Below are 25,425 nucleotides of genomic sequence, written 5' to 3'. Positions count from 1 at the left end.
ATGAAAATGTGGGATCTGGCAGCATGACCAGATCGACCCGTGATCCTCTCTTATCGTGGCCACCGGTTTCCAGCCGAAGTGATTGGCCATGCGGTGTGGCTGTATTTTCGCTTTCCGTTCAGCCTGCGGATGGTCGAGGATATGCTGGCAGGTCGTGGCATCATCGTCTCTCACCAGACCGTGAGACTGTGGGCGGAGAAATTCGGCAGGCATTTTGCCAATGATAGCCGGCAGGCTGGCCGACAAATGGTACCTCGACGATGTTGAATTCCGTATGAAACTCACTCCAAGTTTCTATCCGCACCCCAGCACGGTCAAATCGGGGCAGAACTCAACACCAGGATGGCAAAGAGACGGCTCCCCTGCGCCTGCCGACACGCCTTCTCTGAAAGCGTTGCGCAGTTTGGTGACCGGCTTGCTGGAACGAGCCCTGCAAGCTGAAGTTCGCCTCGAGAAGCTGGAAGCGCAGAGCGCAACCCTTCGCGAGGACAATGCGGAGCTTCGCGTGGAAAGCACCCGCCTGAAGGTCGAGAACCAGTTGTTGCGCGACGAGATAGCGCGGCTGAAAAACCTGCCGCTGCGTGCACCGTTTCGCCCGTCCGGCATGGACAATGCAACGGATGGAAGCCCGGTGATCGACAGGTTGCGAAGAAGAAGACGCGTGGCCCAAAGCTGGATGTGAAGCGGGCGAGCCGGGAAGAGGCCCTAAGGGCCAATGTTCCCACTGGCTCGCGGTTCAAAGGCGACAAAAGCTGCTTCATGTGGGAATTGGTGTTGGCGACCGAGCTTGTGTCTTGATGAGATTCAAACCGCAGAAACACGGGCGGACGACATACCCTGAATTTGAATCCGATCCATCATCTCCATGTAGCCTGAAATTTAGGTGCAAGCACCCGCTATCTCAGCCGCATCAAAAATACAGACATGGGATCACATTTGACCACGCCATCAGAACTCCTCCCATGCGCCGGCTGTCGCGGTGGCACTGCCCGAGCCCCCAAAGGCACCGGCAAGCTTGGCGCGGAGCGATCGTGCCGGTGAGGCTGCGGGGGCCGACTGTTGGGTGGCCGCGGCCGGTCGCTGATAGCTTCGATCACCTTGGAGGGTGAACTGGCCGAGCAGATTGTTCAGGGACGCCACTTCCTTGGCCAGGCTGTGGCTGGCAGCAGTGGATTGCTCGACCATGGCGGCATTCTGCTGCGTTCCCTGATCGATGCTGTTGACCGCCGTATTGATCTCATGCAGGCCGGTTGCCTGTTCACGAGCAGCCTCGACGATCGCCCGCACATTATGGTCGATCTCCTCCACTTCCTTGACGATCTGCTGAAGCGAAGCTCCGGTTTTCGTGACGAGGTCGACACCGCTGTGAACCTGTTGGCCGGATGTCGAGATCAGCGCCTTAATCTCCTTGGCCGCCTTGGCGGAGCGTTGCGCCAGTTCGCGCACCTCCTGGGCAACGACCGCAAAGCCCTTGCCCGCGTCGCCGGCGCGCGCCGCCTCGACGCCGGCATTCAGCGCCAGGAGATTCGTCTGGAATGCAATGTCGTCGATAACGCCGATGATGTTGCTGATTTCGCTCGACGACTTCGAGATCGCCTCCATCGCGGAAACCGCCTCGCGCATCACGTCGCCTGATTTCTGCGCACCGATGCGGGCGCGACCAACAAGCGAGCCTGCTTCTTCTGCCCGCCGGGTGGAGTCCTTGACGGTGGTTGTGATCTGTTCCAGCGCTGCGGCGGTTTCCTCGATCGAAGCGGCCTGCTGTTCGGTGCGCTTGGAGAGGTCGTCGGAGGCTGAGCGGATCTCGTTTGCACCGGCCGCGATGGCCTGGGCATTGTCGCCGACGGCGCTCAGCGTATCCTGGAGCTTTGCCATCGAGGAATTGAAGTTGGCGCGGAGCTGATCGAGATGGGCAACGAAGGGTTTGTCGATGCGATAGGTCACGTTGCCGTTGGAAAGCTCGGCGAGGCCCGCGGCCAGTCCGTCGACGGCAAACTGGGTGTCGGCCGCATCCTTGGCTTTCTGCGCCTCACGTTCGAGCCTTTCCTTTTCGGAGAGGTTGCGGCCGGCATCAGCCTCTCTCTCCAGGCGAATGCGTTCGATGGCGTTGTCGCGGAAGACCGACACGGCGGCGGCCATATGACCGACTTCATCCTTGCGCTCGATACCCGACACAGCTTGATCTATATCGCCATCGGCCAGCGAGACCATCCGCGCACGCAAGCGTTCGATGGGAGCGGTAATCCCTCGGGCGGAAACAAAAAGAGCGATCAGAACCGCCGCGACACAAAGGATGCCAATGGCGATCAAAGTATCGGTGATGGTGGCAATCGTTCGATCTGCCAGTTCATCGCTTTTAACGCGGATATTCTTATTGAAGGTATCGAGCCATTGGCGAACTGCGAGAACCTCGTCATCGATCAACGGGTCCACTTGCTTCAATACGTTGCCGGCAGTTGCATTGTCGTCCACCAATCCGGCCTTCACGGCCCGATCGGTCAATGCAATGATATTGTTGGCTTGAGCCGTGAGTGCGTCAATCGCCGTCGCCTCAGCGGGCATCAGTCGCTTAACAGTCGCAAAGCGATCGAGAAGGACCTTCTTGTTATCCTCATAGTCTTTCGAGAGCTTCGCCATCCGTGGGTCATTTACACTGTAGGCAAGGATTTGATAGGCGCTGTAGCTCAGCGCCACGACACGTTGGCTGGCACGTGACATCTCGACCGCCGCCGCTTCGTCATTCGAGATGAAATTCGAATAGGTCGCGACAGTACTCCTGTATTGGCTGGATACGACCAGCACGCCTGCAATGCCGATTAGACAGATCGGGAGGATGATCGACAGTATCTTCGTTCTGATCTTGGCGTTCTGCAGAGGTGACATGGTAAAGCTCGCGTAACATGTTGAGCCGGTAAATACGCGCGACAGGAAGACTCGCACGTGGCGGCACTTGTCTATTTTCTGATTTGGGAAACATTACAGAGAGGGAGCATTCTGCTCATCGCCAATGGCGCTGTACACAAACATAACCACGCGAACCTGACAAAAGATTTAATAGGTTCACATTTGCTATAATATTTATAATTCTCGTAATTACTGAGATGAAGCAGAAGATACGCGCCAATCTGACGATCTAAGGAGACACCATTTCCCTTTGGGGCGCATGGCGGCGGGTTCGGCCAACTCCGCCTTGTTAGGTTTCCAATCGGTATTGCCAAGTTGTTTGACCGTTCTGCGTGGGCTATTCGAGCTGGATGAATACCCCGTATCAAATGCCGCGCCTGAAAGGCTTTCGCTTTGGCCGTGAAATCATCGCCTATGCGGTGTTGGCTTATCATCGCTTTGCGCTCAGCACCGCCGACGTGGAAGACCTGCTCGCCGAACGCGGTGTCATTGTCAGCCGGGAAGCAATCCGGCTTTGGGTCAATCGTTTCGGGCGGCATTTTGCAGATTGTGTTCGGCCAGATCGGCCTGCGCCTCGCGACAAGTGGCACGTCGACGAGGTCGTGATCACAATCCATGGCACAAAGCATTGGCTATGGCGGGCCATCGATGCGGACGGCAATGTGCTCGACATTCTGGTTCAGCCACGTCGAAACGCCAAGGCCGCGAGGCGTTTCCTGCGTGGCCTGATTACCCGGTTCGGGACGCCAAGGGTTGTTGTGGTCACGGACAAACTCCGCAGCTATATCAAGCCGATCCGAACCCTGGCGGCGGGCGCCGAGCATCGGGCCCTCAAAGGACTCAACAACGCGGTCGAAGTCTCGCACAGGCCGACCCGAAAGCGGGAGAAGATATTCCGGCAGTTCAAGTCACCCCGACAAGCACAGAGATTCCTTGCTGCCCACGACCAGATCAACCTGATCTTCCACTCCCGCCGCTACAAAATCAATGCCGCGGCTTGCCGTCACGCCAGGGCGGATGCGTTTGCCCTCTGACATGACTATACCGAAGAAATGGCCGCTTGATCTCGATCAAACCGCTCAGCAGCAACTTGCTTCAAACAACTTGGCGATACCCTTTTGGTGTTTCCGCCTTCACAACGTCCTCGGGCACGGCGCTGAGGCCATTGATCCGCATAACCCGTTCGATCTGCACGAACAGCCGATGGATCAGTCGGAAGTTTCCGTCCCAATTAGGGACGGAAACGTCTTGAATACCTTCCTGTCGTCAATCGGCGGCATGAATATGTTACGCGACGACCTGGATATCTGTTTTTACCGAATTCGCGATGAAGCATTGTTCATGCGCTTGGTGGTGCAATTCCGCTTGGGTTGACGCATTGGGCTGCTCACCAACGTAAACAATGGTCGGATCGAGGTCGACGCGGCTCACGACAAGCTTTCCGTTTACCTTTTCCATCACGCCTGTCGCTCTGTCGGTGTAGCTTTCGATGACTAAACCCTTCGGCGCGGCAAGTGACAAGAACGTCAGCATATGGCAACTGGAAATTGCAGCAATGTAGGCCTCTTCGGGATCAACGTTTGCTTCAACAGAATAGGGGAGGGGAACGATGTGTGGTGAGGCAGACGCCGGGACCACCTGACCACCATCAAAATGCCAAGTGTGCGCGCGGCTATAACGCTTGTCAGTAAATACCGCGGCCTGCCGTTCCCAACGAACCTCAACCGTCATTTTCATGCTATCCCTCCAGCACGTTATGAATTATGCTGTGTATACGCGTATACGTAAAATGATGGGTAGGCAAGATGTCGGTTGCTGAACTTTTGAAGGCGGAGATCCTAAACGGCGCGCTCCCGCCGGGCACGTGGCTGTCGCAAACAGATTTGGCTGTCCGTTTCGGGGTAAGCCGCATTCCTGTGCGAGACGCGTTGCAACAACTCGCCTCGGAGAGACTGGTTGCGCTCGTGCCTGGAAAGGGGGCACAGGTCATTGAGTTAAGCCGGGATGAGCTTTCGCAAGTGTTCGACTTAAGAGTTCTACTAGAGTGTGATCTGTTGCGTCACGCCATGTCATCAGTCACCGACGCGCACTACGCGGAAGTTAAATATTCTCTACAGAAATCATCGCTGGAAGCAGGTAGGTCTGGGTGGATAGAAGGCGACTGGCTTTTTCACCTGACGCTATACGCGCCCGCAGGCCGCCAGCGCCAAATAACGATAATTGAGGAACTGCGCCGCAACTGCATATTGTATTCCGCTCAATACGACAGGTTGGTTGATGAAACACCAAAATGGCTCCATGACCACGAAGAGATCACGTGCGCCTATATCGAAAAGAGGGTTGACGACGCTGTACAATTGCTAAGGGACCACATCGAAGCAGCAAAGAATTGTCTAATTGATGTGCAAATGCCCAAGCAATAAACTGTGTGCAGAGATAGATCGGGCCAGAGCCAGATTGTTCGCTGATGCGCAATTTGCAGACAAGAGCCAACCTGACGATCCGACTGTTCCTACGCCAATATGCCGGAAATCTAGCCTATGAACTCGTACCCTGAGCGCCGTGGAAGCCACCTACCAACTGTGAAGGTTCGCATTCCGCGGAATGCCACAGAAGGGCACAAAGGGTTTCTATCGATCGATGATTGGACAGTGCCTTGTGTCGTTGGTCGCAGTGGATTGATAAGCGCTTCGCAAAAACGAGAAGGAGATGGCCATACCCCCGTGGGCATCTTTCCGCTTCGGTACGGGCTTTATAATCCCTCCCGATGGACCCCTCCACTTTTGGCTTTATCGTTTCCGTTTGTTCCAATGACGAACGAAATGGCCTGGGAAGAAAACCCCGAGCGGGCAACGTACAACCGCCTAACCATTACCTCGGGGGGCGCCCCAGCGTCGGAACGCATCGATAGAGCAAGGACAGGTCCCTTTTTCGATATCGTGGTGCCCATTGGTTATAATGATGCCAATGTTGAACCTCATCGGGGAAGCGCCATTTTCATTCATGTCGCTCGGCCGGAAATGACCGGAACCGCAGGATGCGTTGCGGTTCGGGAAATCGATCTCCATCGGCTTGTTTCGAAACTCGCACCTGGAATGGTTATTGATATCGACTACGACGAAGCGCTGGATGAACAACTACGTCAGACTGGTCCAATCGAAATTTATCAATTCAGGGGGCTTCGACCGGGACCGCGTCTCCTCGTACTGGGGGCGGTCCATGGGAACGAGATATGTGGTCCTGAAGCGATCCGAAAAATCGTTTCAGAATGCTCAGGGAGTAAATTGAAGATCGAGCGCGGCCTGGTGACATTTGTCCCGATTGTGAACATGAAAGCCTTTTTGAAGGGTGAGCGTGAAGGAGATCGCAATCTCAATCGAGACCTGCGCGAAGTAACGATACCCACGCAATACGAAGACCTCGTCGCAAATCAGATTTGCGCCATGATGCGAGATCATGACGTGCTTCTGGACATACACTCGTTTAAGTCAGAGGGATGTCCGTTTGTATTCGTCGGACCACAAGACAACAATGATGCAATTGAGCCATTTGCCAGCGCTGCCAAAGAGGAAGCATTCGCTTCTGCGTTAGGGCCGGCGCTGATACTCCATGGCTGGCTGTCGACCAACGTCAATGGCCTTCTGAGGGGATCGAACTCGCTTGGGGAGAGCCGAGTCAAACCTTTGGTATCGGCCGGAGTTGGAACGGCGGAGTATATGAGATTTGTCGGCGGCTATGGTGTCACGCTCGAATGCGGCTCTCATCAAGATCCAAAAACCCACACCATCGCGTCGAATGCAATACGGCGCGCACTTGCGATCTTGAGGCTTATTGATGCGCCTATGCCAACACGGACCGTCACGCAGTCGATTGAGCTTGTCGACGTGATCTACGCGAACGATCCAAATGATCGCTTAGCGAAACCCTGGAAAACTGGCGATCCGGTTCATGGCGATGACATCATAGCCTACAGGGCTTCCGGTGAAGAAATTAGAGCACTGAACGAGGGCTATGTGATATTTCCCGACTCGACGCCGCAGCCGGGAAAGGAATTCTTCTATCTTGGCAGGATCAGTAGACGTTTTTGTTGAAGCAAGACAGAGATTGCTCCTCCCTCGGCTGCGATCACGGTATCTGCGATGGCTCCATAGGCCCTGTATTCCAAACGCGAAAATGGCCTGTACGGCTGATGATGCCGATTTTGATGCAAAAGTTAGGATTTCTGCAACACCATTGTTTCGATCGAGGGCCGGCGGCGGCTAAGCAAAAGCAGGATCAGAAGCGCGCCGCAAGAACATAATATGGCGACGATAAGGAGGGCGTGGTTACCGGAGTTGTCGATCCGGACGGCGACCAGGCTAGCCTCTGCGCCGGCAAAATAGAATTCTCGCGCTCACGTGCGACGCGCATGCCCGTTCTTGTATTTGGAGGAGGCATTCGTGTCCCGGCTGCAAAGAAGAGCGCGCCGGCGGCCGCGAACCCGGCGAACAGAAGAAACAGGGTCTTCCTCACTTTGTGTGGTTAACAGATCGTTGGCGATGACGTTGGTATGAGCTGGCATGCAAACGAAATCGATATGGTCGCCCGGCCCGGGCATTAAGGTGCAGAGCGTCGTATCCAGCGACAAAGGCGATTGGCTTGTATCTGCGTGCGGACCATCATCTGGCATATGCCCGGATTGCAGACATCAGAGTAGAAGTCGGCACGGCTGGTCGTACCGCAGTCTTCAGGACTTGCCGATCCAAGGCAATGAGGTGACGGTAAGACTTCAATTGAGCCGCTGGCGTTGCAAATATCGGCAATGCCGACGTCAAACGTTCACGGACCGGGTCCCAGCGATTGCGATCCCTTATGCCCGCAGGACAACGAGGGGCGCCGAAATAGTCAGTCTGCTTGGCCATAGTACGGGCGGGCGGCCCGGAGAGCGCTTGATGGAGCGGCTAGGGATGTCGATTAGTGACGACACCATCCTTCGGCACTTGAAGCGCAATGCTTCACGGGTCGACGACCAACCGTCAGCTCGTATCGTCGGTATCGATGACTGGAGTTGGAGGAAATCTTGGCGCTACGGCACGATCATTGTCGATCTTGAACGCCGAGAGGTCATGGACATTCTCGAAGACCGGAGTGTGGAAAGCGTTTCCCGATGGTTGAAGCGGCACCCCTCTATTGAGGTGGTCAGCCGGGATCGATGCGGGCTTTACGCACAGGGCGCTCGTGAGGGTGCGCCGCAAGCGTCTCAGGTGGCAGATCGTTTTCATCTCATCCAAAATTGCGGCTCGCTATAGAAGAACAGATGAGCCTATCCGGTCGCGCTACAGGCAGGGCACTGCTGCCTGACGAGGGAGGACATCGCGTTTGATCATGGCAATCGAAACTTGCATGAGCCGGCCCCAGAAACACCCGGGGCGCAATCAACTTCGCCGGGCACATCGACAGTCCCGGAAGGATGTGTTCGAGACGGTACACGCCTTGAGCAAAGAAGGCCTGACCTGCTCGGACATTGCACGTCGTACAGGATATGGCCGACGAAGCATCACGAAATGGCTGACGTTCGATACTCCACCCGATCGACGCAGGGGCACGCTACAGCCGACATCTCCTCTCTACTTCAAGCGTTCCTCACTCAGTCTTGGAAGGATGGCAACCGCCGTGGGCGGCATTTGTTTCATGACATAAAACACCGCGGATATACCGGTAGCTTATCTAATCTCGAACGCCTCCTGGCAACATGGTGCCGCGCCGAGAGACCGGAAACGGATGAGGATAAGGATGATACGGCGCCGACTCGGATTGGGCTCTCCGACAGAGCACCTGACAATTTGCCTGTCCGTGATCCGCAAACCGGTCATTTGATCTCACCCATTGTCGCCGCTACTCTTTGCATAAAGCCGCGCGGCGCACTGACAATCAATCAGGCGCGGAAAGTCGATGCACTTAAGCACGGGTCACAAACATTCGCCGTTTTGCGGAGCTTCGCCATGCGATTTCGCGGCATATTTCGTGGCCGAGATTCGGCGAAACTCGAGCAATGGATCGACGACGCCATTCATTCTGATCTCGCCTTCCTGGCCCGCTTCGCCCGTGTACTTCACCGTGATATCGACGCCGTCTGTAACGCCATCGACCTGCCCTGGAGCAACGGTCAGGCAGAAGGCCAGATCAACCGACTGAAGACGATCAAGCGCGCAATGTACGGCAGGGCGGGACCAGAGCTTCTCCGAGCGCGGATGATGCCGATCAAATTGGTCGAGCTCCACACAAAGTGAGGAAGACCCCAAATACGGTGCCTGTAACGCTGTAGCAGGAGCAGGCGTCATGTTCATTATGATCGTCTCCGGAATCCTCTATCTGTTGCCCCCGATCAACGAGGTGCCAGAAAGCTATTCGGCAGTTCTGCTGTGGAACTTCCGCATGACGTCGCTCGGCATGCATGCAATGCTCTGGGCTGGACTTGCGTTAGGCTTCGGCGCCCTTGCCGAACGCGTCGTCGGAGATCGCAAGATCCATCGCCGGGCAGCCCAGGCTCTTCCTTGAACAGGCTTGCCGCATAGCTACGCAGGGAGGAACTGCTTGACTCAATCATGTCTAATAGGCCACCCCTTGTTCAGGAAATAAGATCTCAAGTTTTCGGCATATTCCATTACCAATTAGACGGAGCTAGCCGTGGATCGAAACGGCATGATGAACCGAAGTTTGGAAGCTCTGAACGCGGCAACATCGCGCCAAGATGTATCGAAGGTGATCCACGACCTCCGCGATCATTATAAACTGTCAAACATCACGTATCGGGGCTTCAGACGATTTAGCGCCGACAAGATCCAATCTACCATCGTCATATCGACGAGTGATCCGGAGTGGTTTCGGCAATACGATGATCGGGAATTCTTCATGATCGATCCCATTGTCAATAGAGCGCGCGGCTCTCCCTTGCCGCTAGACTGGGACATCATTGACCGGAGATCGAAAACAACTCGGCACTATTTCTCTGAGATGATGCGTTTCAAGATCGGCGACCGTGGGCTTTCGATGCAGATATCGCCGCCGAACGGTCCGCCCGGCCTATTCACATTCATGGCCAAGGGAACTAGCGATTCGGAGTGGCAAGCACTGCGATGGCGATGTGAGGCCGATATGCTATTTTTCGGCCAGCATGTGCATTATCACGTGCTGCGAATCGGCTCGTCGTTAGAACGCTCTGGTCTTTTAACGGAACGCGCATGTACATGCTTGGAACTCGTGCTGAATGGGCACAAGCCGGAGTGCATTGGCAAATTGCTTGGCCTATCGATTCACACCGTGAGAATGCATCTGCGTCATGCGCAGAAGCGGCTGAATTGCCAAACTCTTCCTCAGACGGTTGGGAAGGCATTGGAACTCGGCATCATTAAAAAGCATGAACGTCTTTTGCCACTTTGATCTGAACCCTTCAAACTGGACCGTTTTTGGTTAGAGTTTTCCGGTGCATTTTCCAAGCTGGGAAAGGAACGGAAGACGATGAAAGCATCGCAGTTTTCGGACGCACAGAAGGCGTTCATTCTGAAGCAGGGTGATGAAGGAGTGTCTGTTGCGGAGATCTGCCGTAAGGCGGGAATTAGCCAGGCGACCTATTTCAACTGGAAGAAAAAATACGCGGGCATGCTGCCGCCGGAGATGAAGAGGCTGAAGCAGCTCGAGGACGAGAATGCGCGGTTGAAGAAGAGCGTCGCGGACCTGACGCTGGACCGCGAGATGGTGAAAGGCATGTGCCGGGATTGGATGATCTCGATCCGGCGTGCCTGTGGGGCACTGAACTTCGATCGGTCGACCCACCATTACAACTCTCGCCGTGCCGATCAGGCCGGTCTGGAACGTCGAATTCGTGAGATCTGCGAGACCCGTGTGCGCCATGGTTATCGTCGTGTACATGTACTCCTGGAACGCGAGGGTTGGGGGACCAACATCAAGCGAACCTATCCCATTTACAGGGACTTGGGCCTGCAACTGCGCAACAAGACGCCGAAGCGACGGGTCAAAGCCAAGCTGCGGGAAGATCGGCAAATGGCCGTTGGACCGAACGATGTCTGGGCCATGGACTTCGTTCACGACCAACTCGCGACCGGCAAGAAACTGCGGGTGCTCACGGTGGTCGACACCTTCTCGCGCTATGTGCCGGTGCTTGATCCTCGTCACAGCTATCGAGGTGAAGATGTCGTGCAAACCTTGGAACGGGTATGCCGGAAAGTTGGCTATCCGAAGACGATCCGTGTCGATCAGGGGATTGAGTTCGTGTCTCGCGATCTTGACCTTTGGGCCTCTGCCAAAGGCGTCACCTTGGACTTCTCACGCCCCGGCAAACCGACCGACAATGCGTTCATCTTGCGTCGGGGCAATCGATTCACTGGATCGATTGCTTTTCCCTCATCACCTTCAATGGCCGCTTCCGCGCCGAATGTCTGAACCAGCACTGGTTCCTGACCCTTGCGGATGCCCGCGAAAAGATGGAGGATTGGCGTAGAGCGTATAATGAGTTTCGGCCACATGGTGCGATCGGCAATAAGGTGCCGATCTCGCTGATGAAATCAGGAGGCGCAACCAGCCCGCCTCCCTGAATGAATCCGGAAAACTCTAGCCTCAGCTGGTCCAGAGTTTGGGGGCGGTTCACAATGGGCCGGACTCTATTCCATTCTGGAGGAAATTCTCAGTGGCAGGTCAACTTGTCTTCCTTTTTGGCCTTCTCAACAACCCAAGAATCGGCAAAATGGTCTCAGCCACTCTGAGCTAAAAATGAATTGCGATGCCATTGCTTTTGCAAATGTTTCGATCTGCCTAGATTCAGCCAAGCGGAATTTTTCTAATTACGGTAACGATTGCAGAATTAATCCGGATATTTTCCCCCGCAATCAATTTTTTTGAGGTTTTTATTCCAATTTAAACCGCTGGAGATTTTTTTTGAAACGATTTTTATCGTTTTAAATCAATACGATAACTGCAAATATACACAATTTTTTACATGTTGAAGCCGGAGCAGTTTTGCGTAAGAATCAATAATGCCCACTGGATCTGATAGCAATTTTAGAGTCCATGAGAACAGTTGATATCAAGCCTGAAGTCGTGGTGCTTTCGCCTCATTTTGGCGGCAACGATTACTTACCTATCCGTGATATTGCGGGCAATCAGGTTCTTTTGCAGTTATCAACTTCGGCGCTCTTAGCCCTCTCATTCCGTTTGTGCGCCGACCAGCCGGCGCATACTTTCGGTCATACGAGAAGAAGTTAGCCTACGAAGGGAAAACCATCTTATAAACTATATGATACCCGTACTCTGTAGCTAGCGCGCGCGAAAATTAGATCAATGAGTGCATTTCTTGAAAACGAGAGCCTGCAAACACAGAATTTCCGTTAAAAATGCTCAGGAGAAACGATGAATGAGCTCTCAATTCAATGGAGAATCTCCTCCTGAGAACCAATGACGCACCGGTCACATTCGACGTCCATTCAGTACCTCTCTAACACGATCACCGCAACCGGAAACAGGAGAACCGTCGTTTTGTTGCGAAGATATTTATTGAGGAGAGCACGCTTTCGCGCATGCTGGATTTAGGTGTTGAGAGGATGTCACTGATGTCAGAGTACAATACGATCTACGCCGAAGTGGTCCAACCGTTTCTTCTTCAACTTGAGTTGTGTACCGACATAAGCTCTCTCGAAGATCTCTTCTCCAAGACGCTGTCTCACCTTGGGTTTCCGTTGTTTGCCTATAATATTCACAGGATGAGCGCTTCGTTCATCATGAATGAATCCACGGTGGACCCACAAAACTTTATCATTTCAAATTTTCCGAACAAATGGCTGACCCACTACTTTCACCAAAAGTACAAGGAGATCGATCCGACCTTGAAATGGGTGGGTACCGGCCAAGGGATCGCCCAGTGGAGCGATCTGCTCACATCGGATGATATAGACAGAAACCAGAAGCGGCTGCTGCAGGAGGCTTGTGACGCAGGTCTCGCCAACGGCTTCACGTTGCCGATCATGACGGAGTTGGGCGAAGCGGTTGCCATCAGCGTCGTTCCGGAGCCCGGTAACAATGAGCGTATCCTTGCCGCTCTGCCTATCGTACAGGTCCTGGCCCAAGGCTACCATCGAAAAGCCAAAGGCATATTGCTAGGTCATTCTCTTAAAGTCGGTTCGGCGCGGCGTAAATCTTTCCTATCGCCACGCGAAATCGACGTACTGCACTGGATGGCCAGGGGGAAGACCGCGTGGGAAATCGCTGAAATTCTCAGCATCTCTCAGAAAAGCGTCGATTTTTACACCGACATGGCAAAGACGAAACTCCAAGCGATGAATAGAACCCATGCTGTCGTAAAGGCCATCATGCTGGGGCTCGTGACGCTAGATTGAGCGCACGGTGTCAGCACCGCTATCTTGTAGCCCGATCAGAAATCGGGCCTGGTGCAGAGCAAGGCCATCCTCAAAATTCGCCGACAACAGAGCGCGACCATCTCCTGCGGTCGCGCCTCACCCGGCAATAAATTAGACTAGGGCCGGTTGAGCGACGCTGGCGGCCGGCTGATCGCTCTGGCTTGACAGCGGAGATGGCGGTGCGGCTTTGTGGCGGCCCCTACCGTTGAGCAAAACAGACCGGCAAGCGCCCAGGATGTCGGGCGAGACTTCGTGTTCCAGCGCAACCGTCGGAATGCCGTCGATACAGTCGATATCTCCAAGCCTGCGAAAGCGGTAACCCGCCTTGCGGAGCATCGGCTCAAGATGGGTATAGGTGACAGAGACCATCTTATCCAATTCAAGGTGCATAGCCGCAGCTTGAATGCCCCAGAGCAACCGGTTCCGCAAATCCATGCATCCCTCCAGGCGCTCCCTGCGATGATCGATGGCGAAACGTGTGATCTCGTAAATCCGATCCGATCGCGGCAGGTCGCCGTCCTTCACCAGGTGAGGAAAAATCTCGTTCAGAAGGCTCGCATCGGAGGTCTTGAGCAGCCGGGCTCCGGCGACCACATGCCCGGCGCTATTGCTAATCGTCACATAGACCGCCCGCGAAGTATCATACTCATCTTCCTCCAGCCCGTCCCGGGCGGCCGGCAGAACCCAGCCAAGACGTCGGACAAAAACCTCGTATCGCAGCTCGGCGAATGATCGGAGTGTTTCTAGATGCATGGCCCGATTGGAAGAATCGATCAAATTCATCATGACGTGCACTCCTGTCTTCGGTTGGATATGAACATCACAACAACAGAAACGCATGGAGACCAAAATTGGTAGCTATTGCCTTGGGAAGAAGCACCTGGGAAAAATCCCGGGTGCTGTTGAAGTCTCGTTTGGGTACACTTCGCTAGAGCATTCGGCTGCTCTGATGTCGACATGTGGCAACGCGCTCAATCGGATCGGATTCGCTTCTTATTCAGAACAGACCGATCAACCAGAGGAACTTACCAAAGCCATGAAACGATCGCGCCTTGGCAATTTACTTGTCAAACCAGTCGAAAGCTGGCGTCGTTGTCGTGGAAAAATCCCCGCCGACAGCGACGTCCGCATCGAAACAACGAACGAGGATACGTCGCCTGACGGCAACGAACAGGACCAGCGCGGACCCTTGCGCCAAGCTCTCATATTTCTGCTCAATGAATCGAAATCCTTGGGCTACACAAAAGTAGCCAAACACCTGAGCCGCGCGATCGACGCGCTGCGGTAGCGATCGCCGGGCGCGAGCGCGGCACGGACTGCTGTTGATCGACCGAATACTTCTGCTTCAAGCCCATATAGAGATTTGCGCGCCTGGTTACGGTTGCCGCCCCAAGCTCGGTCAGCATGGCTGATATCAATGTGCGTTGATCACGACCGGTTCGGGGGGCATCGGTAACGGGTGTACCGCTCCCACGTCCAAATCCATGTTCGGCTTTCCATGGACGAGCAACGGGAGTTTCTCCATGGAGACTACATTGGAGGCTCTCACAACCAGGAAACCCGGACGTGAAGTCCACCGGCATTGGCCGGACGAGGTCAAGGAGTAGATCGTTTCGGAGAGAACCTTCGGCCCGGCGCGTTTGTGAACGAGGTCGCAGAACGACATGGCCTAAAGCTGCACCACCTGTCCACTTGGCGAAAAATGGCGCGGCAGGGCAAGCTGGTTCTGGCCACATCCGGGGACCCGGTGGAGTTCGCTGCCGTGATCGTCGATCCACCCGTCTCGGAGCCGCCGATCAAAAAATGCCAGCCGCCCCGTGGGTTCCATTACGATCCGATTGGAAGAAGGGGCATCTGTCGCTCGGTTTGCTGCCATCGCCCGTGCCTGCGCGGGCCTGACATATCGTTCCATCGAACCGTGTGCGGAGCATGGTTGCCACCAAGCCGATCGATTTCCGCAACTATGCGGCGCCGATGATTATGTGGAGCCGGGGATGCTGATCTATGGATTATTGCGTCGTCACCGATGCTTAGATAGATCGAGGACGCGTGATCGCTCTACATAACTATGCTCCCTCACGATGGGTTCATGTTGTGAGGAGAGCAAAAATGGATGCTAATAATCTTAATCACCGGTTTCTCGATCCAGGACCATTGTCATTATGGATCGATCAGTTCGCGGCCGAGCTTGCCGCTCAGAGATATACGTCGCTGACCATTGAGGGCTACACGGCCTCGGCTCGTCATTTCGCAGCTTGGCTTGGTAGCGCAGGTATCTCGATCGACGTCATCGATGGCGATGTCTATCGTCGCTTTGCCGAACATCTGTGCCGATGTCCTGGTGGGCGGCAGTTGCTGCGTATCTCACCAAAATATTCGCGCCGCGCCGGGAGGTTCGTTGCTTTCCTGCAAAGGGCAGGTGTCGTGCGTCCACCCTTGAAGGTCGCGTCGCCCTATCCCCTGCTTGACGACTATCAGAGCTGGTTGCGCGTCCACCGGGGACTGGCGGAACGAACGATCGCCCGTCACCTTCGCCACTTGCATAAGCTGATGCCGGAACTCGGCACGACGACGAACGACTATGATGCCACCCGGATCCGTAATGTTGTCCGCGAATGGCGCGAGCGAACCGGGCCGGCCGATCTGAGGACGATAACGAGCGCCTTGCGCAGCTATCTTCGCTTCCTCGCGGGTGCCGGGCTGTGCCGCCCCAACCTCGATCACGCCATTCCGCCCGTCTTGCAATGGCGTCTGTCGTCGTTGCCGCGGTATCTTGCAGCCGCCGATGTCGAACGCGTCATTGCATCCTGCGATCAACTCACCAGTGGGCGCTTGCGGGACCGTGCAATCCTGCTCCTACTGGCTCGCCTGGGGCTGCGAGCCGGGGATGTGGCCGGACTCAGACTTAACGATATCGAATGGACGTCTGGTATGCTGCGCTTGAGTGGCAAAGCGCGCCGTCAAGTTCGGCTACCGTTGCCGCAGGACGTCGGCGATGCCCTTCTGGCATACATCGAGCAGGAACGGCCGCGCGTGCATCAAGAGGCGGTCTTTCTCACAATGATTGCACCCTACCGGTCATTTGCACAGTCCAGCCATGTCTCCACGATCGTAGCGCTGGCGCTAAAACGTGCGGGCATTTCCGATCCCCCGTCGACCGGAGCGTGCTTGCTGCGCCACTCGGCCGCAACCTCAATGCTGCGCTCGGGGGCCACACTCGAAGCTGTTGGCACGGTGCTGCGTCACCGTTCGCTCGATATGACCGCACACTACGCCAAGGTCGATGTAGCAATGCTGGAGCAGATTGCTCAGCCCTGGCCGGGAGAGCTGCCATGCTGAGTAAGCTCCTCGCCGATCATGCCGCGCTGTACCAAGCTCTGGGATTCAAGTTTCGGACTCCGGGCATTCTCCTGCGCAACTTCGTCGCCTTTGCCGAGCATCGCGGTGAGCATGTCGTAACGACGGCGACCGTGCGCGAGTGGGCGCTACAGGCGCCTTCACCCGAACAACGTCGCAACCGCCTGTTGGCGGTACGTCGCTTCGCGCTCTCGCTGCATGCCGAAGATCCGCGCCATGAAGTTCCCTCCGCTGATCTTTTCGGCCGCGGCAGCCGCAGGCGCCGCACGCCCTATATCTATAGCGCCGAGGAGATCCAACGGCTGATCGACGTCGCTCAGCGACTTGGCCCCGACGGTTCAATCCGATCGCTAACCTACGCCACGATGTTCGGGCTGATTGCAGCGACCGGCATGCGTGTTTCGGAGGCGATCGCCATTCGATTACCGGACGTGACCGACGACGGGCTGATCATTACCCAGACCAAGTTCAAGAAGAGCCGATTGCTGCCGCTCCACCCGACAACCCGACATGCCGTGGACCGATACCTCGCGGCTCGCCTGAAGGCAGCAAGTCAGAGCGATGCGCTTTTCATTTCGCATCAGGGAACGCCGCTTGCTTATCCGACCGTAATAACAGTCTTCCTGCAGATCATTCGATCGATCGGCTTGCGAGGCGCTCCAGGATCGCGAGGTCCGCGGATCCACGATCTTCGCCACACGTTCGCCGTTCGCTCTCTCGAACGCTGTGCGCACGATTCCCAAGCGGTGGCGCGGCATATCACCGCTCTCAGCACCTATTTGGGGCACGCCCATGTGACCGATACTTACTGGTATCTCCAGGCAACGCCCGAGTTGATGGCGCATATGTCAGCAGCCGGTGAGACATTGCATCGAGGAGTGACGGCATGACCCAGCTTGCCCAGCACCTCACCGCGTTCCTCCGCGAACATCTTCCCCGGGAGAGACGCGCAAGCGTTCACACTTGCGATGCCTATGCCTACAGCTTCCAGCTGCTGGTGACGTTCGCCGCGCGACGATTGAGCAAGCGACCGTGTCTGCTGCAGATCGAAGATATCGACGTACCGATGATCCTCGCCTTCCTCGAACACATCGAAGAGAAGCGTGGCAACAAAGCCCGTTCGCGCAACGCAAGGCTGGCCGCCGTGAAGTCCTTCTTCCGCTATCTCGAGCACCGCGCACCCGCAATGCTGGATCAGGCCTTTCGGGTACACGCCATTCCGATGAAGAAGATTGACGAGGCGCTCGTAGCTTCGCTTTCGCGTACTGAAGTGCAAGCACTGCTCAATGCACCGGATCGGCGCACATCATCGGGCATTCGCGATCGAGCCATGCTGCATCTGGCTTTCGCCGGCGGGCTGCGCGTTTCCGAACTCGTCGGTCTCACCCTGGATCAATTCGACGGACGGTCACCCGCAAGCATCCATATCATCGGCAAAGGACGACGAGAGCGCGTGCTGCCGCTCTGGCAGGAGACCGCTGTCGCGATCCGCGCCTGGATCGCGATTAGACCCAAGGATGGCGAGACGGCGCTCTTCCTGAACAATGTTGGCCGGATGATGACGCGCTCCGGCTTCGAATACATCCTCGAAAAGCACGCCGCCGCCGCGGCCAGCGTCGCGCCCACGCTGGCGACGAAGTCTATATCGCCCCATGTACTACGCCACAGCTGCGCGATGCATATGCTTCAGGCGACGCGCGACATTCGCAAGGTAGCGCTATGGCTCGGTCACGCCACTCTCCAGAGCACAGAGATCTACCTGCGCGCTGACCCGACCGAAAAACTCGAGATGCTCGACGCTTTGGCGCCGCTCGGTCTCAAGCCCGGCAAATTCCGCCCGCCGGATAAACTGATCGCGATGCTTGCTACGCGATAGTGCATTGTTATGTGGAGTCGACGGATGGAGAAAAACCTGACAACGCGCTCATCAGCATCCCCGGCTCCACATAATCATCGGCGCCGCATAGTTGCGGTTATGCGGTGCTCCGCATAACCGTAAAGGCTATGATGGCTTGGCGGCACAGGTCACGAACGAACTGCGCAAGCATCCGTTCACCGGAACGATCTTCGTATTCCGGTCGCGTAAAGCGGATCGATTAAAGCTGATCTACTGGGATGGAAGCGGCCTGGTGATGGCCTAAAGGCGGTTGAAGGAACAGATGCTCACCTGGTCGGGTATCAAGGACGGCTTGATGACCTTGGGCCATGCTCAATTCGAGGCGCTGTTTGCAGGCCTCGATTGGCGTCGGGTCCGTGCTGTGGAAGCGGGAGCGCCAGACGCGATTGAGTAGATGCGGCAGTATGACTCGAGCGGCAGATTCCGAGCATGAATCGAGCGAGATTTGATAAGCTTCGACCATGTTGGACGCTGCCGATCTTCCCGACGATATTGCTGCCTTGAATACAAGGCTAATAGCGGCCGAAGCGCGTGAAGTCCGCAAGGACGAGCGGATCGAAAGGCTGGAGAAGTTAGTCGCCGCTTTCAAGCGGACCGCCTTTGGTCGCAAATCCGAGAAGGCCGATCCCGAGCAGCCCGATCTCGCGTTGGAAGACCTTGAGACGGCAATTGCGGCTGTCCATGCCGAAGACGAGGCGGATTGCCCTTCGGGCAAACAGCACGCGAAACCCCGTGCAATCAATCGCGGTTCTCTTCCTGCCCATCTTCCATGCATAGAAGAGATCATCGAACCGGAAAGCCTGGTCTGCGCTTGCGGCGGATACCTTCCAAAGGTCACAAACAAGTCGACCGCTCAATCAGCCGGTAACTATGTCGGAGCGAAACACCGACTATGGGCAGCGGCGGAGAGCGCTGATCTTAAATTTTTGTCACGGATCAACCGCTAGATTCAGGCGGCGCCAGCCGATGCTGATGCCGGACAGGGATTGCAGTAGCTCCTCCCATCGACTTCGCACCATACGCGCCTCCATACCAACCTCGGCGCATCCAATGCCTGGCATCGTATATCTGGAACTTTTCCCAGATGCTGCACGCGGTCAAAACAACAAGAATGCCTCAATGATGTCGTGAGACCGCTGCCGACGGCGGGATCAGATGAAAGCACGATAAAGATCGCAAACTGCCAATTCGCTTCCGAAAAGGACTGCTGTTCCAGAAATGAAAAACAACTCTCGCGATCTGCTCATCACTATGCCCGGGGATAACCCCGGTGGCCGCCGGTTGCTCCTATGCGCCCCGGCCGGGGGTGGTGCTTCAATATGGAAGCGATTAGGGCCTTCGCTTACGGCTGGATGGTCCGAGGTGATCTCGATCTGTATGCCCGGTCGGGAACAGAGATTTTCAGAAGCACCGTTTTCAACACTCGGTGACGCAATTGGCGCCATAGCGGATGCATTGCCTGAAGGTAATGAAGACGATCTCGTAATATTTGGTCACAGCTTTGGCGCTCTCGTCGGCTTCGGAGTCGCTTCGGCGCTTGAGCAGGCTGGAAGGAAGCCGATCAAACACCTGTTTGTTTCGGGCCGCGTCGCCCCATCCCATTCCACTCGTAACGATCTCCATCGCTCTTCAGATAAAGATCTTCGGGAAATGACGAAACAACTTGGCGGAACGCCTGCTGAAGTACTTGCCAATGATGAGATGTGGCGCCTCTATTCTGCGGCGCTTCGCCTGGATCTCAAGCTTGGACAAAACTGGATACCGGATCGGCTCGAGCAAATTGCCGCTCCTATCACGGCTCTGGCCGGATCATTCGATCCGCTAACCGATGACAAGGGTTTGTCGGCCTGGGCACAATACACCAGAGGACCATTTTCAAGATCGACGTTTCCCTACGGACATTTCTTTCCGTTTGAAAATCCTTCAGCCGTCTTCGAGGTGGTCAGGGCCCAAACCGACCCCATACCCTGGAGGAAAAGACACTTGCCACGATAAAAGCAAGTGGTGGGGTCCAAACACCGACCCGATTGATCGTCGGCCATGAAGGGCCGAGGCCAGCTAATGTTCGAAGTCAACGGTAAGCAGCTGAACTCAAACCGGACAATTTCAAGATTCCCATACCATTCCGCTTTAGGAGAACATATGCCCTCCAATTTCAAAAATATCCTTCACGGCGGTGAACCCAGTCGCACCGCACTGAGTACAGCTTCGCTGCGCGCGGTACATCAGTTGCTTGATGAACCGATCGTGTTGTCTGATCCAATTGCCCTGAGGATCCTTGGACCCGAAACAGAGGCCGCGTTGCGGCGGGATCCATTTAGCATGAATGACCCCTTATCTCGCGGGTCCAGGGCGATTCTTGTTGCCCGCAGCCGCTTCGCCGAGGATGAACTGGCTCGCGCGGTGGCTCAAGGAATACGGCAATATGTGGTGTTGGGTGCTGGCTTGGATACATTTGCATATCGCAACCCTCATGTGGAAACCGGTGTGCGAGTATTCGAGGTGGACCATGAGTCCACCCAGCAATGGAAGCGGCAATGCTTGGAAACCGCCGGGATTGCTTTGCCTGACTCAGTGACCTTCGTACCTGTAGATTTCGAGCATGACACGCTCGCAGAGAGGCTTGCTGTGGCAGGATTTCATGCGGACCAACCAGCGTGCTTTTGCTGGATGGGCGTTACCGTCTACCTGACACCTCAGGCTGTGCTCGATACGCTTTCCTTCGTGGCGTCGCAACCTGTCGGGAGCAGCATTACCTTCGACTATCGTGTGCCGGCATCGCATCTCGGCCCAGTCGAGCGCTTCGTCGTCGACCTTGCCGAAAAAGAGATCGCCGCCTTGGGCGAACCGTGGCTTTCGAGCTTCGAACCGGAACATTTGCAGCAGCAACTCAGAGAACTTGGCTTTAGGCATGTTGAAGATCCCGGACCGGAAGCAATCAACTCTCGTTACCTTTCACGCCGCAAGGACGGTCTGCAAAGTGGGTCCCTTTGGCGGTGCGTATGCGCACGAGTGTGAAGTCCTTGAGCGGCGGTTCCACGCAGGAGGCTCCGACCCGCCTCTGCCATTAGCCACGGTGTGGCTTGGCTGCGCCACTACGTCTGCCGAGCCACGGTCTAGTTGAAGAAATACCTTTCGAACGCCGTGGTCGAGACAGTGAAAATTACTTCGTAACCGAGTCCTGATTGTTCTCTACAAATGCCGATGCCGCTCGCCGCCGATATCCAGCAAATCAGCTGAGACATGACGACCGACGATTGGTGATCCCACCTGATGCAGCTACAAGGATGCCCGTAAATGAATACTGCAGTTAGGCTCAACTATTCGCATCCGCCGGCGCGCCCTGATGATTTGCCAGATTTTTCAAGGATCGCGATTCCGGAGGCAGGCAAATACGACGTACCGCCACTTGACCTAAAGGCAGATGCTTCACGCCATTATGCGGAGGGTTTGATCCGCATAATGGACAGCGAAAGCCGAGCTGTTGGCCCCTGGGCCGAGCGCATTGAAGATGTCAACCCGGATCAACTGCGCCTTGGCCTCCGAGATATGCTTCGGATGCGCACGGTCGACAAACGGCTGCTCAATGCGCAGCGCCAGGGCAAAACATCCTTCTATATGCAAGGCATTGGCGAGGAGGCGATCGGATGCGGTTTCCAAAGGCAGTTACAGCGCGGAGACATGAATTTCCCGACCTATCGCCAGCAATCATTGCTCGTAGCCGCCGACTATCCGTTGGAAAATCTGATGGGGCAGATCTATTGTAATCATGCTGATCCCATCCAGGGTCGCCAGCTGCCCAACATGCATTCAGCGCGAGACTTTGGCTATTTCACCATATCCGGGAACCTCGGCACACAGTTTGTTCAATCCGTCGGCTGGGCAATGGCGTGTGCACTTAGGAAATGCGGCAAGATCGCCGCCGGGTGGATTGGCGACGGCGCTACTGCCACCAATGACTTCCATAGCGGCATGCTGAGCGCATCGGTCTATCAGCCCCCCGTCATTTTGAACGTCGTGAACAATCAGTGGGCAATCTCGACCTATACCGCCGTTGCTTCGGGTGCGGGCAAAACCTACGCCACCCGCGCATTGGGCTATGGTATTCCGGCGCTTCGCGTGGATGGAAATGACTATCTTGCCGTCCTTGCAGTGTCTCGCTGGGCTATCGAGCGGGCTCGATCAGGATTTGGTCCGGTTCTCATAGAGTGGTTCACTTATCGCGTGGCAGCCCACTCCACATCTGACGATCCGTCTGCCTATCGGCCCAAGGATGAGGCCAAGGCGTGGCCACTCGGCGATCCGATTGAACGGCTGAAGAGTTACCTGATCAGACATGGCGACTGGAGCGAGGAACGCCATGTTCAGGCAGAAGCTGAGATTTTGGAAGAGGTCATTCAGATCCAGAAAGCAGTCGAGGCACAGGGGACTTTCGTCAATCCGAAACCGTTCTCCCCCTCCGCCTTCTTCCGCGGCGTTTACGCCGACTTACCGGAACACCTGCGTCGCCAACGCCAAGAGATGGGATACTGACATGCCCACCATGACGATGATCGAAGCGCTTCGCGACGCCATGGATGTGATGCTTGGAAAAGATCCAAACGTCATCATCTTCGGTGAGGACGTTGGTTATTTCGGCGGCGTCTTTCGCTGTACGTCGGGCTTGCAGGCCAAATATGGCGAAGAGCGAGTATTCGACACGCCCATCAACGAAAGCGCGATTGTCGGGCTTGCCGTTGGAATGGCAGCCCAAGGCATGAAGCCGTGCGTCGAGATCCAGTTCGCAGACTACGTCTATCCTGCCTACGACCAGATCACCCAGGAAGCCGCGAGAATCCGGCATCGATCCAACGAGCAGTTTACATGTCCGCTCGTCATACGGATGCCAACCGGTGGCGGCATTTTTGGCGGGCAAACGCATAGTCAGAGCCCGGAAGCTCTCTTTACCCATGTCGCCGGTCTCAAAGTTGTCATTCCGTCCACACCTTATGACGCAAAGGGACTGCTGATCTCGGCCATCGAAGATCCGGATCCCATTGTCTTCCTGGAGCCCAAGCGTCTGTACAACGGGCCGTTTTACGGCAACCACTCCGGTTCATCGGTCGGCTGGTCATCACATCCGGCAGGCAACGTTCCCGAGGGACACTATAGCATCGAAATCGGCAAGGCCGTTGTTCGTCGTCCCGGAACAGACATTACGATACTTGCCTATGGAACCATGGTTTTCGTCGCCGAAGCCGCGGTCAGGGCAACGGAGATCGATGCCGAGATTATCGACCTCAGATCGCTACTTCCACTCGATCTCGAAGCCATCGAGGCATCCGTCAGGAAGACCGGACGCTGCTTGGTCGTGCATGAGGCAACCCGGACCAGCGGTTTTGGTGCGGAAGTGATTGCGGAAATCCAGCAGACCTGCTTCTGGCACCTCAAGGCACCCATCCTTCGCGTGACCGGTTGGGACACTCCCTATCCGTTGGCGCAGGAATGGGATTACTTCCCCAGCCCCGAACGGATCGCGCGCGCCATCACGAAAACGATGGAGGAGGCGTAGATGACCATCCTTTCAATGAAGCTTCCGGACATCGGAGAAGGCATCACCGAGGTCGAGCTTCTGGAGTGGAACGTCGCCGTCGGTGTAACCGTTCGAGAAGACGACATTATCGCCAGTGTGATGACAGACAAGGCAACGGTCGAGATCCCCTCCCTTTATGAAGGCAGGATTCTCGCGTTGGCTTGCCGACCCGGAGAACCCGTCGCCGTTGGTGCCAGCCTTGTCAGTATCGAGGTCGTTGACGGCATAGCGGCGTCCCCAACAGCGCCGCAGTTGGCGGCTGTGCCCGAGGTCGCGGATATTTCCAAACCGAGAAATGTGACATCCACAGCTGCAGTGAACGACAGCCGGTTGCACCATGAACCGAATGATCCGGCCTCAGAAAAATCCGCAGTTGTGCCGGCCTATGCTTCGCCGCCAAGACCGGAAGGGGAAGCTCCGCTCGCTTCACCGTCCGTCCGTGCTCGTGCAAAAAGTGCCGGCATCGATCTTCGTCGTGTTGCAGGCACAGGTCCAGCCGGGCGCATTTCGCATGACGATCTCGCCCGCGTTTTTCAGGTAGCCGGCTCATGCACGGCCGAAGCATTGCCAACTCAAGAACGTAGACGAAACGGCGAGGAGAAAATCAAAGTCGTTGGCCTGCGCCGCAGGATCGCGGACCGCATGTCTCTTGCCAACAGCCGCATTGCGCATATTACTATCGTAGAAGAAGTGGACGTGACATCGCTCGAAGAGCTCCGCTCGAAATTGAACGCGGATAAAGGCGACAAGCCAAAATTGACGATGCTTCCGTTCATCACAGCAGCCTTATCAAAGGCGCTGGCGGAGCATCCCGAAATGAATGCCCACTTCGATGACGCCGCCGGTTATGTGACGCGGTTTTCGGCGCTGCATGTCGGTATTGCCACAATGACGGAAACCGGTCTTGTCGTGCCTGTACTGCGCCACGCCGAAGCCCTCGATCCGTACGAGACGGCGACGGAAATAGCCCGCCTTGCCGAAGCTGCGAGGACAGGAAAATCCACACGGGAAGAACTCAGCGGATCGACCTTTACCATCACCTCGCTTGGCGCCCTCGGCGCCATTGCCACCACCCCCATCATCAATCACCCTGAGGTTGCCATTCTCGGCATAAACAAGATGGCTGTTCGTCCGATGTGGGACGGCCAACAATTCATCCCGAGAACGATGATGAATATTTCGGCGAGCTTCGATCACCGTGTAATCGATGGCTGGGATGCCGCGCGGTTTGTGCAGCGGATGAAGTCCCTGCTCGAGGTCCCGGCGATAATCTTCATGGGGCGATAGAG

Annotated in this window: 19 protein-coding genes and 5 pseudogenes; 21 read left to right on the top strand and 3 right to left on the bottom strand. The window is 55.8% G+C overall.

Annotation, left to right across the window (positions count from 1 at the left end; translation table 11 throughout):
- Positions 1 to 23: 23 nt before the first annotated feature.
- Positions 24 to 265, top strand: a pseudogene (locus tag J3R84_RS37945) (IS6 family transposase); the annotation flags it as partial.
- 683 nt (positions 266 to 948) lie between these two features.
- Here the strand turns inward: J3R84_RS37945 and J3R84_RS37935 are convergent.
- The gene (locus J3R84_RS37935; RefSeq protein ID WP_203529591.1) at positions 949 to 2,883 is read right to left on the bottom strand and encodes a methyl-accepting chemotaxis protein; all 1,935 of its coding nucleotides are present in this window, start codon (positions 2,881 to 2,883) and stop codon (positions 949 to 951) included.
- 371 nt (positions 2,884 to 3,254) lie between these two features.
- On the opposite strand from J3R84_RS37935, the gene J3R84_RS37930 reads away from it, so the two are divergent.
- Positions 3,255 to 3,938 (top strand): IS6 family transposase, encoded by a 684-nt coding sequence (locus J3R84_RS37930; RefSeq protein WP_207932914.1) that lies wholly within the window; start codon positions 3,255 to 3,257, stop codon positions 3,936 to 3,938.
- 253 nt (positions 3,939 to 4,191) lie between these two features.
- On the opposite strand, the gene J3R84_RS37925 is transcribed toward J3R84_RS37930, so the two are convergent.
- Complete coding sequence (locus tag J3R84_RS37925) at positions 4,192 to 4,641, bottom strand: OsmC family protein (RefSeq protein ID WP_203528935.1); 450 nt, start codon at positions 4,639 to 4,641, stop codon at positions 4,192 to 4,194.
- 68 nt (positions 4,642 to 4,709) lie between these two features.
- Here J3R84_RS37925 and J3R84_RS37920 point away from each other — a divergent pair, with 68 nt between their 5' ends.
- From J3R84_RS37920 to J3R84_RS37890, 7 genes and pseudogenes are all read left to right on the top strand, one after another.
- Positions 4,710 to 5,327 (top strand): GntR family transcriptional regulator, encoded by a 618-nt coding sequence (locus J3R84_RS37920; protein WP_203528937.1) that lies wholly within the window; start codon positions 4,710 to 4,712, stop codon positions 5,325 to 5,327.
- Between the two features lie 117 nt (positions 5,328 to 5,444).
- The gene (locus J3R84_RS37915; protein ID WP_225906424.1) at positions 5,445 to 6,995 is read left to right on the top strand and encodes a L,D-transpeptidase family protein; all 1,551 of its coding nucleotides are present in this window, start codon (positions 5,445 to 5,447) and stop codon (positions 6,993 to 6,995) included.
- Positions 6,996 to 7,463: 468 nt separating this feature from the next.
- Positions 7,464 to 9,173: pseudogene (locus J3R84_RS37910) on the top strand (ISL3 family transposase).
- A 10-nt stretch (positions 9,174 to 9,183) separates the two neighbouring features.
- Positions 9,184 to 9,441 (top strand): annotated as a pseudogene (locus tag J3R84_RS37905) (CbtA family protein); the annotation flags it as partial.
- A gap of 129 nt (positions 9,442 to 9,570) precedes the next feature.
- Positions 9,571 to 10,323 (top strand): autoinducer binding domain-containing protein, encoded by a 753-nt coding sequence (locus J3R84_RS37900; RefSeq protein ID WP_203528940.1) that lies wholly within the window; start codon positions 9,571 to 9,573, stop codon positions 10,321 to 10,323.
- 78 nt (positions 10,324 to 10,401) lie between these two features.
- Positions 10,402 to 11,495 (top strand): annotated as a pseudogene (locus tag J3R84_RS37895) (IS3 family transposase).
- A 1,011-nt stretch (positions 11,496 to 12,506) separates the two neighbouring features.
- Entirely contained in the window at positions 12,507 to 13,289 is a 783-nt protein-coding gene (locus J3R84_RS37890; protein WP_203528941.1) for a LuxR family transcriptional regulator, read from the top strand.
- Positions 13,290 to 13,421: 132 nt separating this feature from the next.
- Here J3R84_RS37890 and J3R84_RS37885 read toward each other — a convergent pair whose 3' ends face one another.
- Positions 13,422 to 14,096 (bottom strand): acyl-homoserine-lactone synthase, encoded by a 675-nt coding sequence (locus tag J3R84_RS37885; protein ID WP_203528942.1) that lies wholly within the window; start codon positions 14,094 to 14,096, stop codon positions 13,422 to 13,424.
- 52 nt (positions 14,097 to 14,148) lie between these two features.
- On the opposite strand from J3R84_RS37885, the gene J3R84_RS37880 reads away from it, so the two are divergent.
- From J3R84_RS37880 to J3R84_RS37835, 12 genes and pseudogenes are all read left to right on the top strand, one after another.
- Positions 14,149 to 14,598: a hypothetical protein gene (locus J3R84_RS37880; RefSeq protein ID WP_203528943.1), complete on the top strand. Its 450-nt coding sequence runs from the start codon at positions 14,149 to 14,151 to the stop codon at positions 14,596 to 14,598.
- A 354-nt stretch (positions 14,599 to 14,952) separates the two neighbouring features.
- Entirely contained in the window at positions 14,953 to 15,288 is a 336-nt protein-coding gene (locus J3R84_RS38980; RefSeq protein ID WP_203528945.1) for a hypothetical protein, read from the top strand.
- Between the two features lie 116 nt (positions 15,289 to 15,404).
- Positions 15,405 to 16,649: a tyrosine-type recombinase/integrase gene (locus J3R84_RS37875; protein ID WP_239637617.1), complete on the top strand. Its 1,245-nt coding sequence runs from the start codon at positions 15,405 to 15,407 to the stop codon at positions 16,647 to 16,649.
- Positions 16,643 to 17,557 carry a tyrosine-type recombinase/integrase gene (locus J3R84_RS37870; RefSeq protein WP_203528947.1) on the top strand — a complete coding sequence of 305 codons (915 nt, stop codon included), beginning with the start codon at positions 16,643 to 16,645 and terminating at the stop codon, positions 17,555 to 17,557. Before J3R84_RS37875 ends, J3R84_RS37870 begins: the two co-directional genes overlap by 7 nt.
- A complete protein-coding gene (locus tag J3R84_RS37865; protein WP_203528949.1) occupies positions 17,554 to 18,543 on the top strand; it encodes a tyrosine-type recombinase/integrase in 990 nt (329 codons plus the stop codon). The genes J3R84_RS37870 and J3R84_RS37865 overlap by 4 nt, the downstream gene beginning before the upstream one ends.
- Before the next feature lie 91 nt (positions 18,544 to 18,634).
- Entirely contained in the window at positions 18,635 to 18,808 is a 174-nt protein-coding gene (tnpB, locus tag J3R84_RS38975) for an IS66 family insertion sequence element accessory protein TnpB (protein ID WP_225906426.1), read from the top strand.
- Positions 18,809 to 19,025: 217 nt separating this feature from the next.
- Positions 19,026 to 19,400: pseudogene (locus tag J3R84_RS37860) on the top strand (transposase domain-containing protein); the annotation flags it as partial.
- A 382-nt stretch (positions 19,401 to 19,782) separates the two neighbouring features.
- Positions 19,783 to 20,559, top strand: a complete 777-nt coding sequence (locus tag J3R84_RS37855; protein ID WP_203528953.1) for a thioesterase II family protein — start codon at positions 19,783 to 19,785, stop codon at positions 20,557 to 20,559.
- Between the two features lie 66 nt (positions 20,560 to 20,625).
- Positions 20,626 to 21,582 (top strand): class I SAM-dependent methyltransferase, encoded by a 957-nt coding sequence (locus J3R84_RS37850; protein ID WP_203528955.1) that lies wholly within the window; start codon positions 20,626 to 20,628, stop codon positions 21,580 to 21,582.
- A gap of 279 nt (positions 21,583 to 21,861) precedes the next feature.
- Complete coding sequence (locus J3R84_RS37845) at positions 21,862 to 23,097, top strand: thiamine pyrophosphate-dependent dehydrogenase E1 component subunit alpha (RefSeq protein ID WP_203528957.1); 1,236 nt, start codon at positions 21,862 to 21,864, stop codon at positions 23,095 to 23,097.
- 1 nt (position 23,098) lies between these two features.
- Positions 23,099 to 24,115, top strand: a complete 1,017-nt coding sequence (locus J3R84_RS37840; RefSeq protein ID WP_203528959.1) for an alpha-ketoacid dehydrogenase subunit beta — start codon at positions 23,099 to 23,101, stop codon at positions 24,113 to 24,115.
- A complete protein-coding gene (locus J3R84_RS37835) occupies positions 24,116 to 25,423 on the top strand; it encodes a dihydrolipoamide acetyltransferase family protein (RefSeq protein ID WP_203528960.1) in 1,308 nt (435 codons plus the stop codon). It abuts the gene before it with no gap.
- The last annotated feature ends 2 nt before the right edge of the window (positions 25,424 to 25,425 follow it).

The organism is Ensifer canadensis (assembly GCF_017488845.2).
Taxonomy (GTDB): Bacteria; Pseudomonadota; Alphaproteobacteria; order Rhizobiales; family Rhizobiaceae; genus Ensifer; species Ensifer canadensis.
Note: the sequence above shows the minus strand (reverse complement) of the source record. Positions and strands in the feature narration are given on the sequence as shown.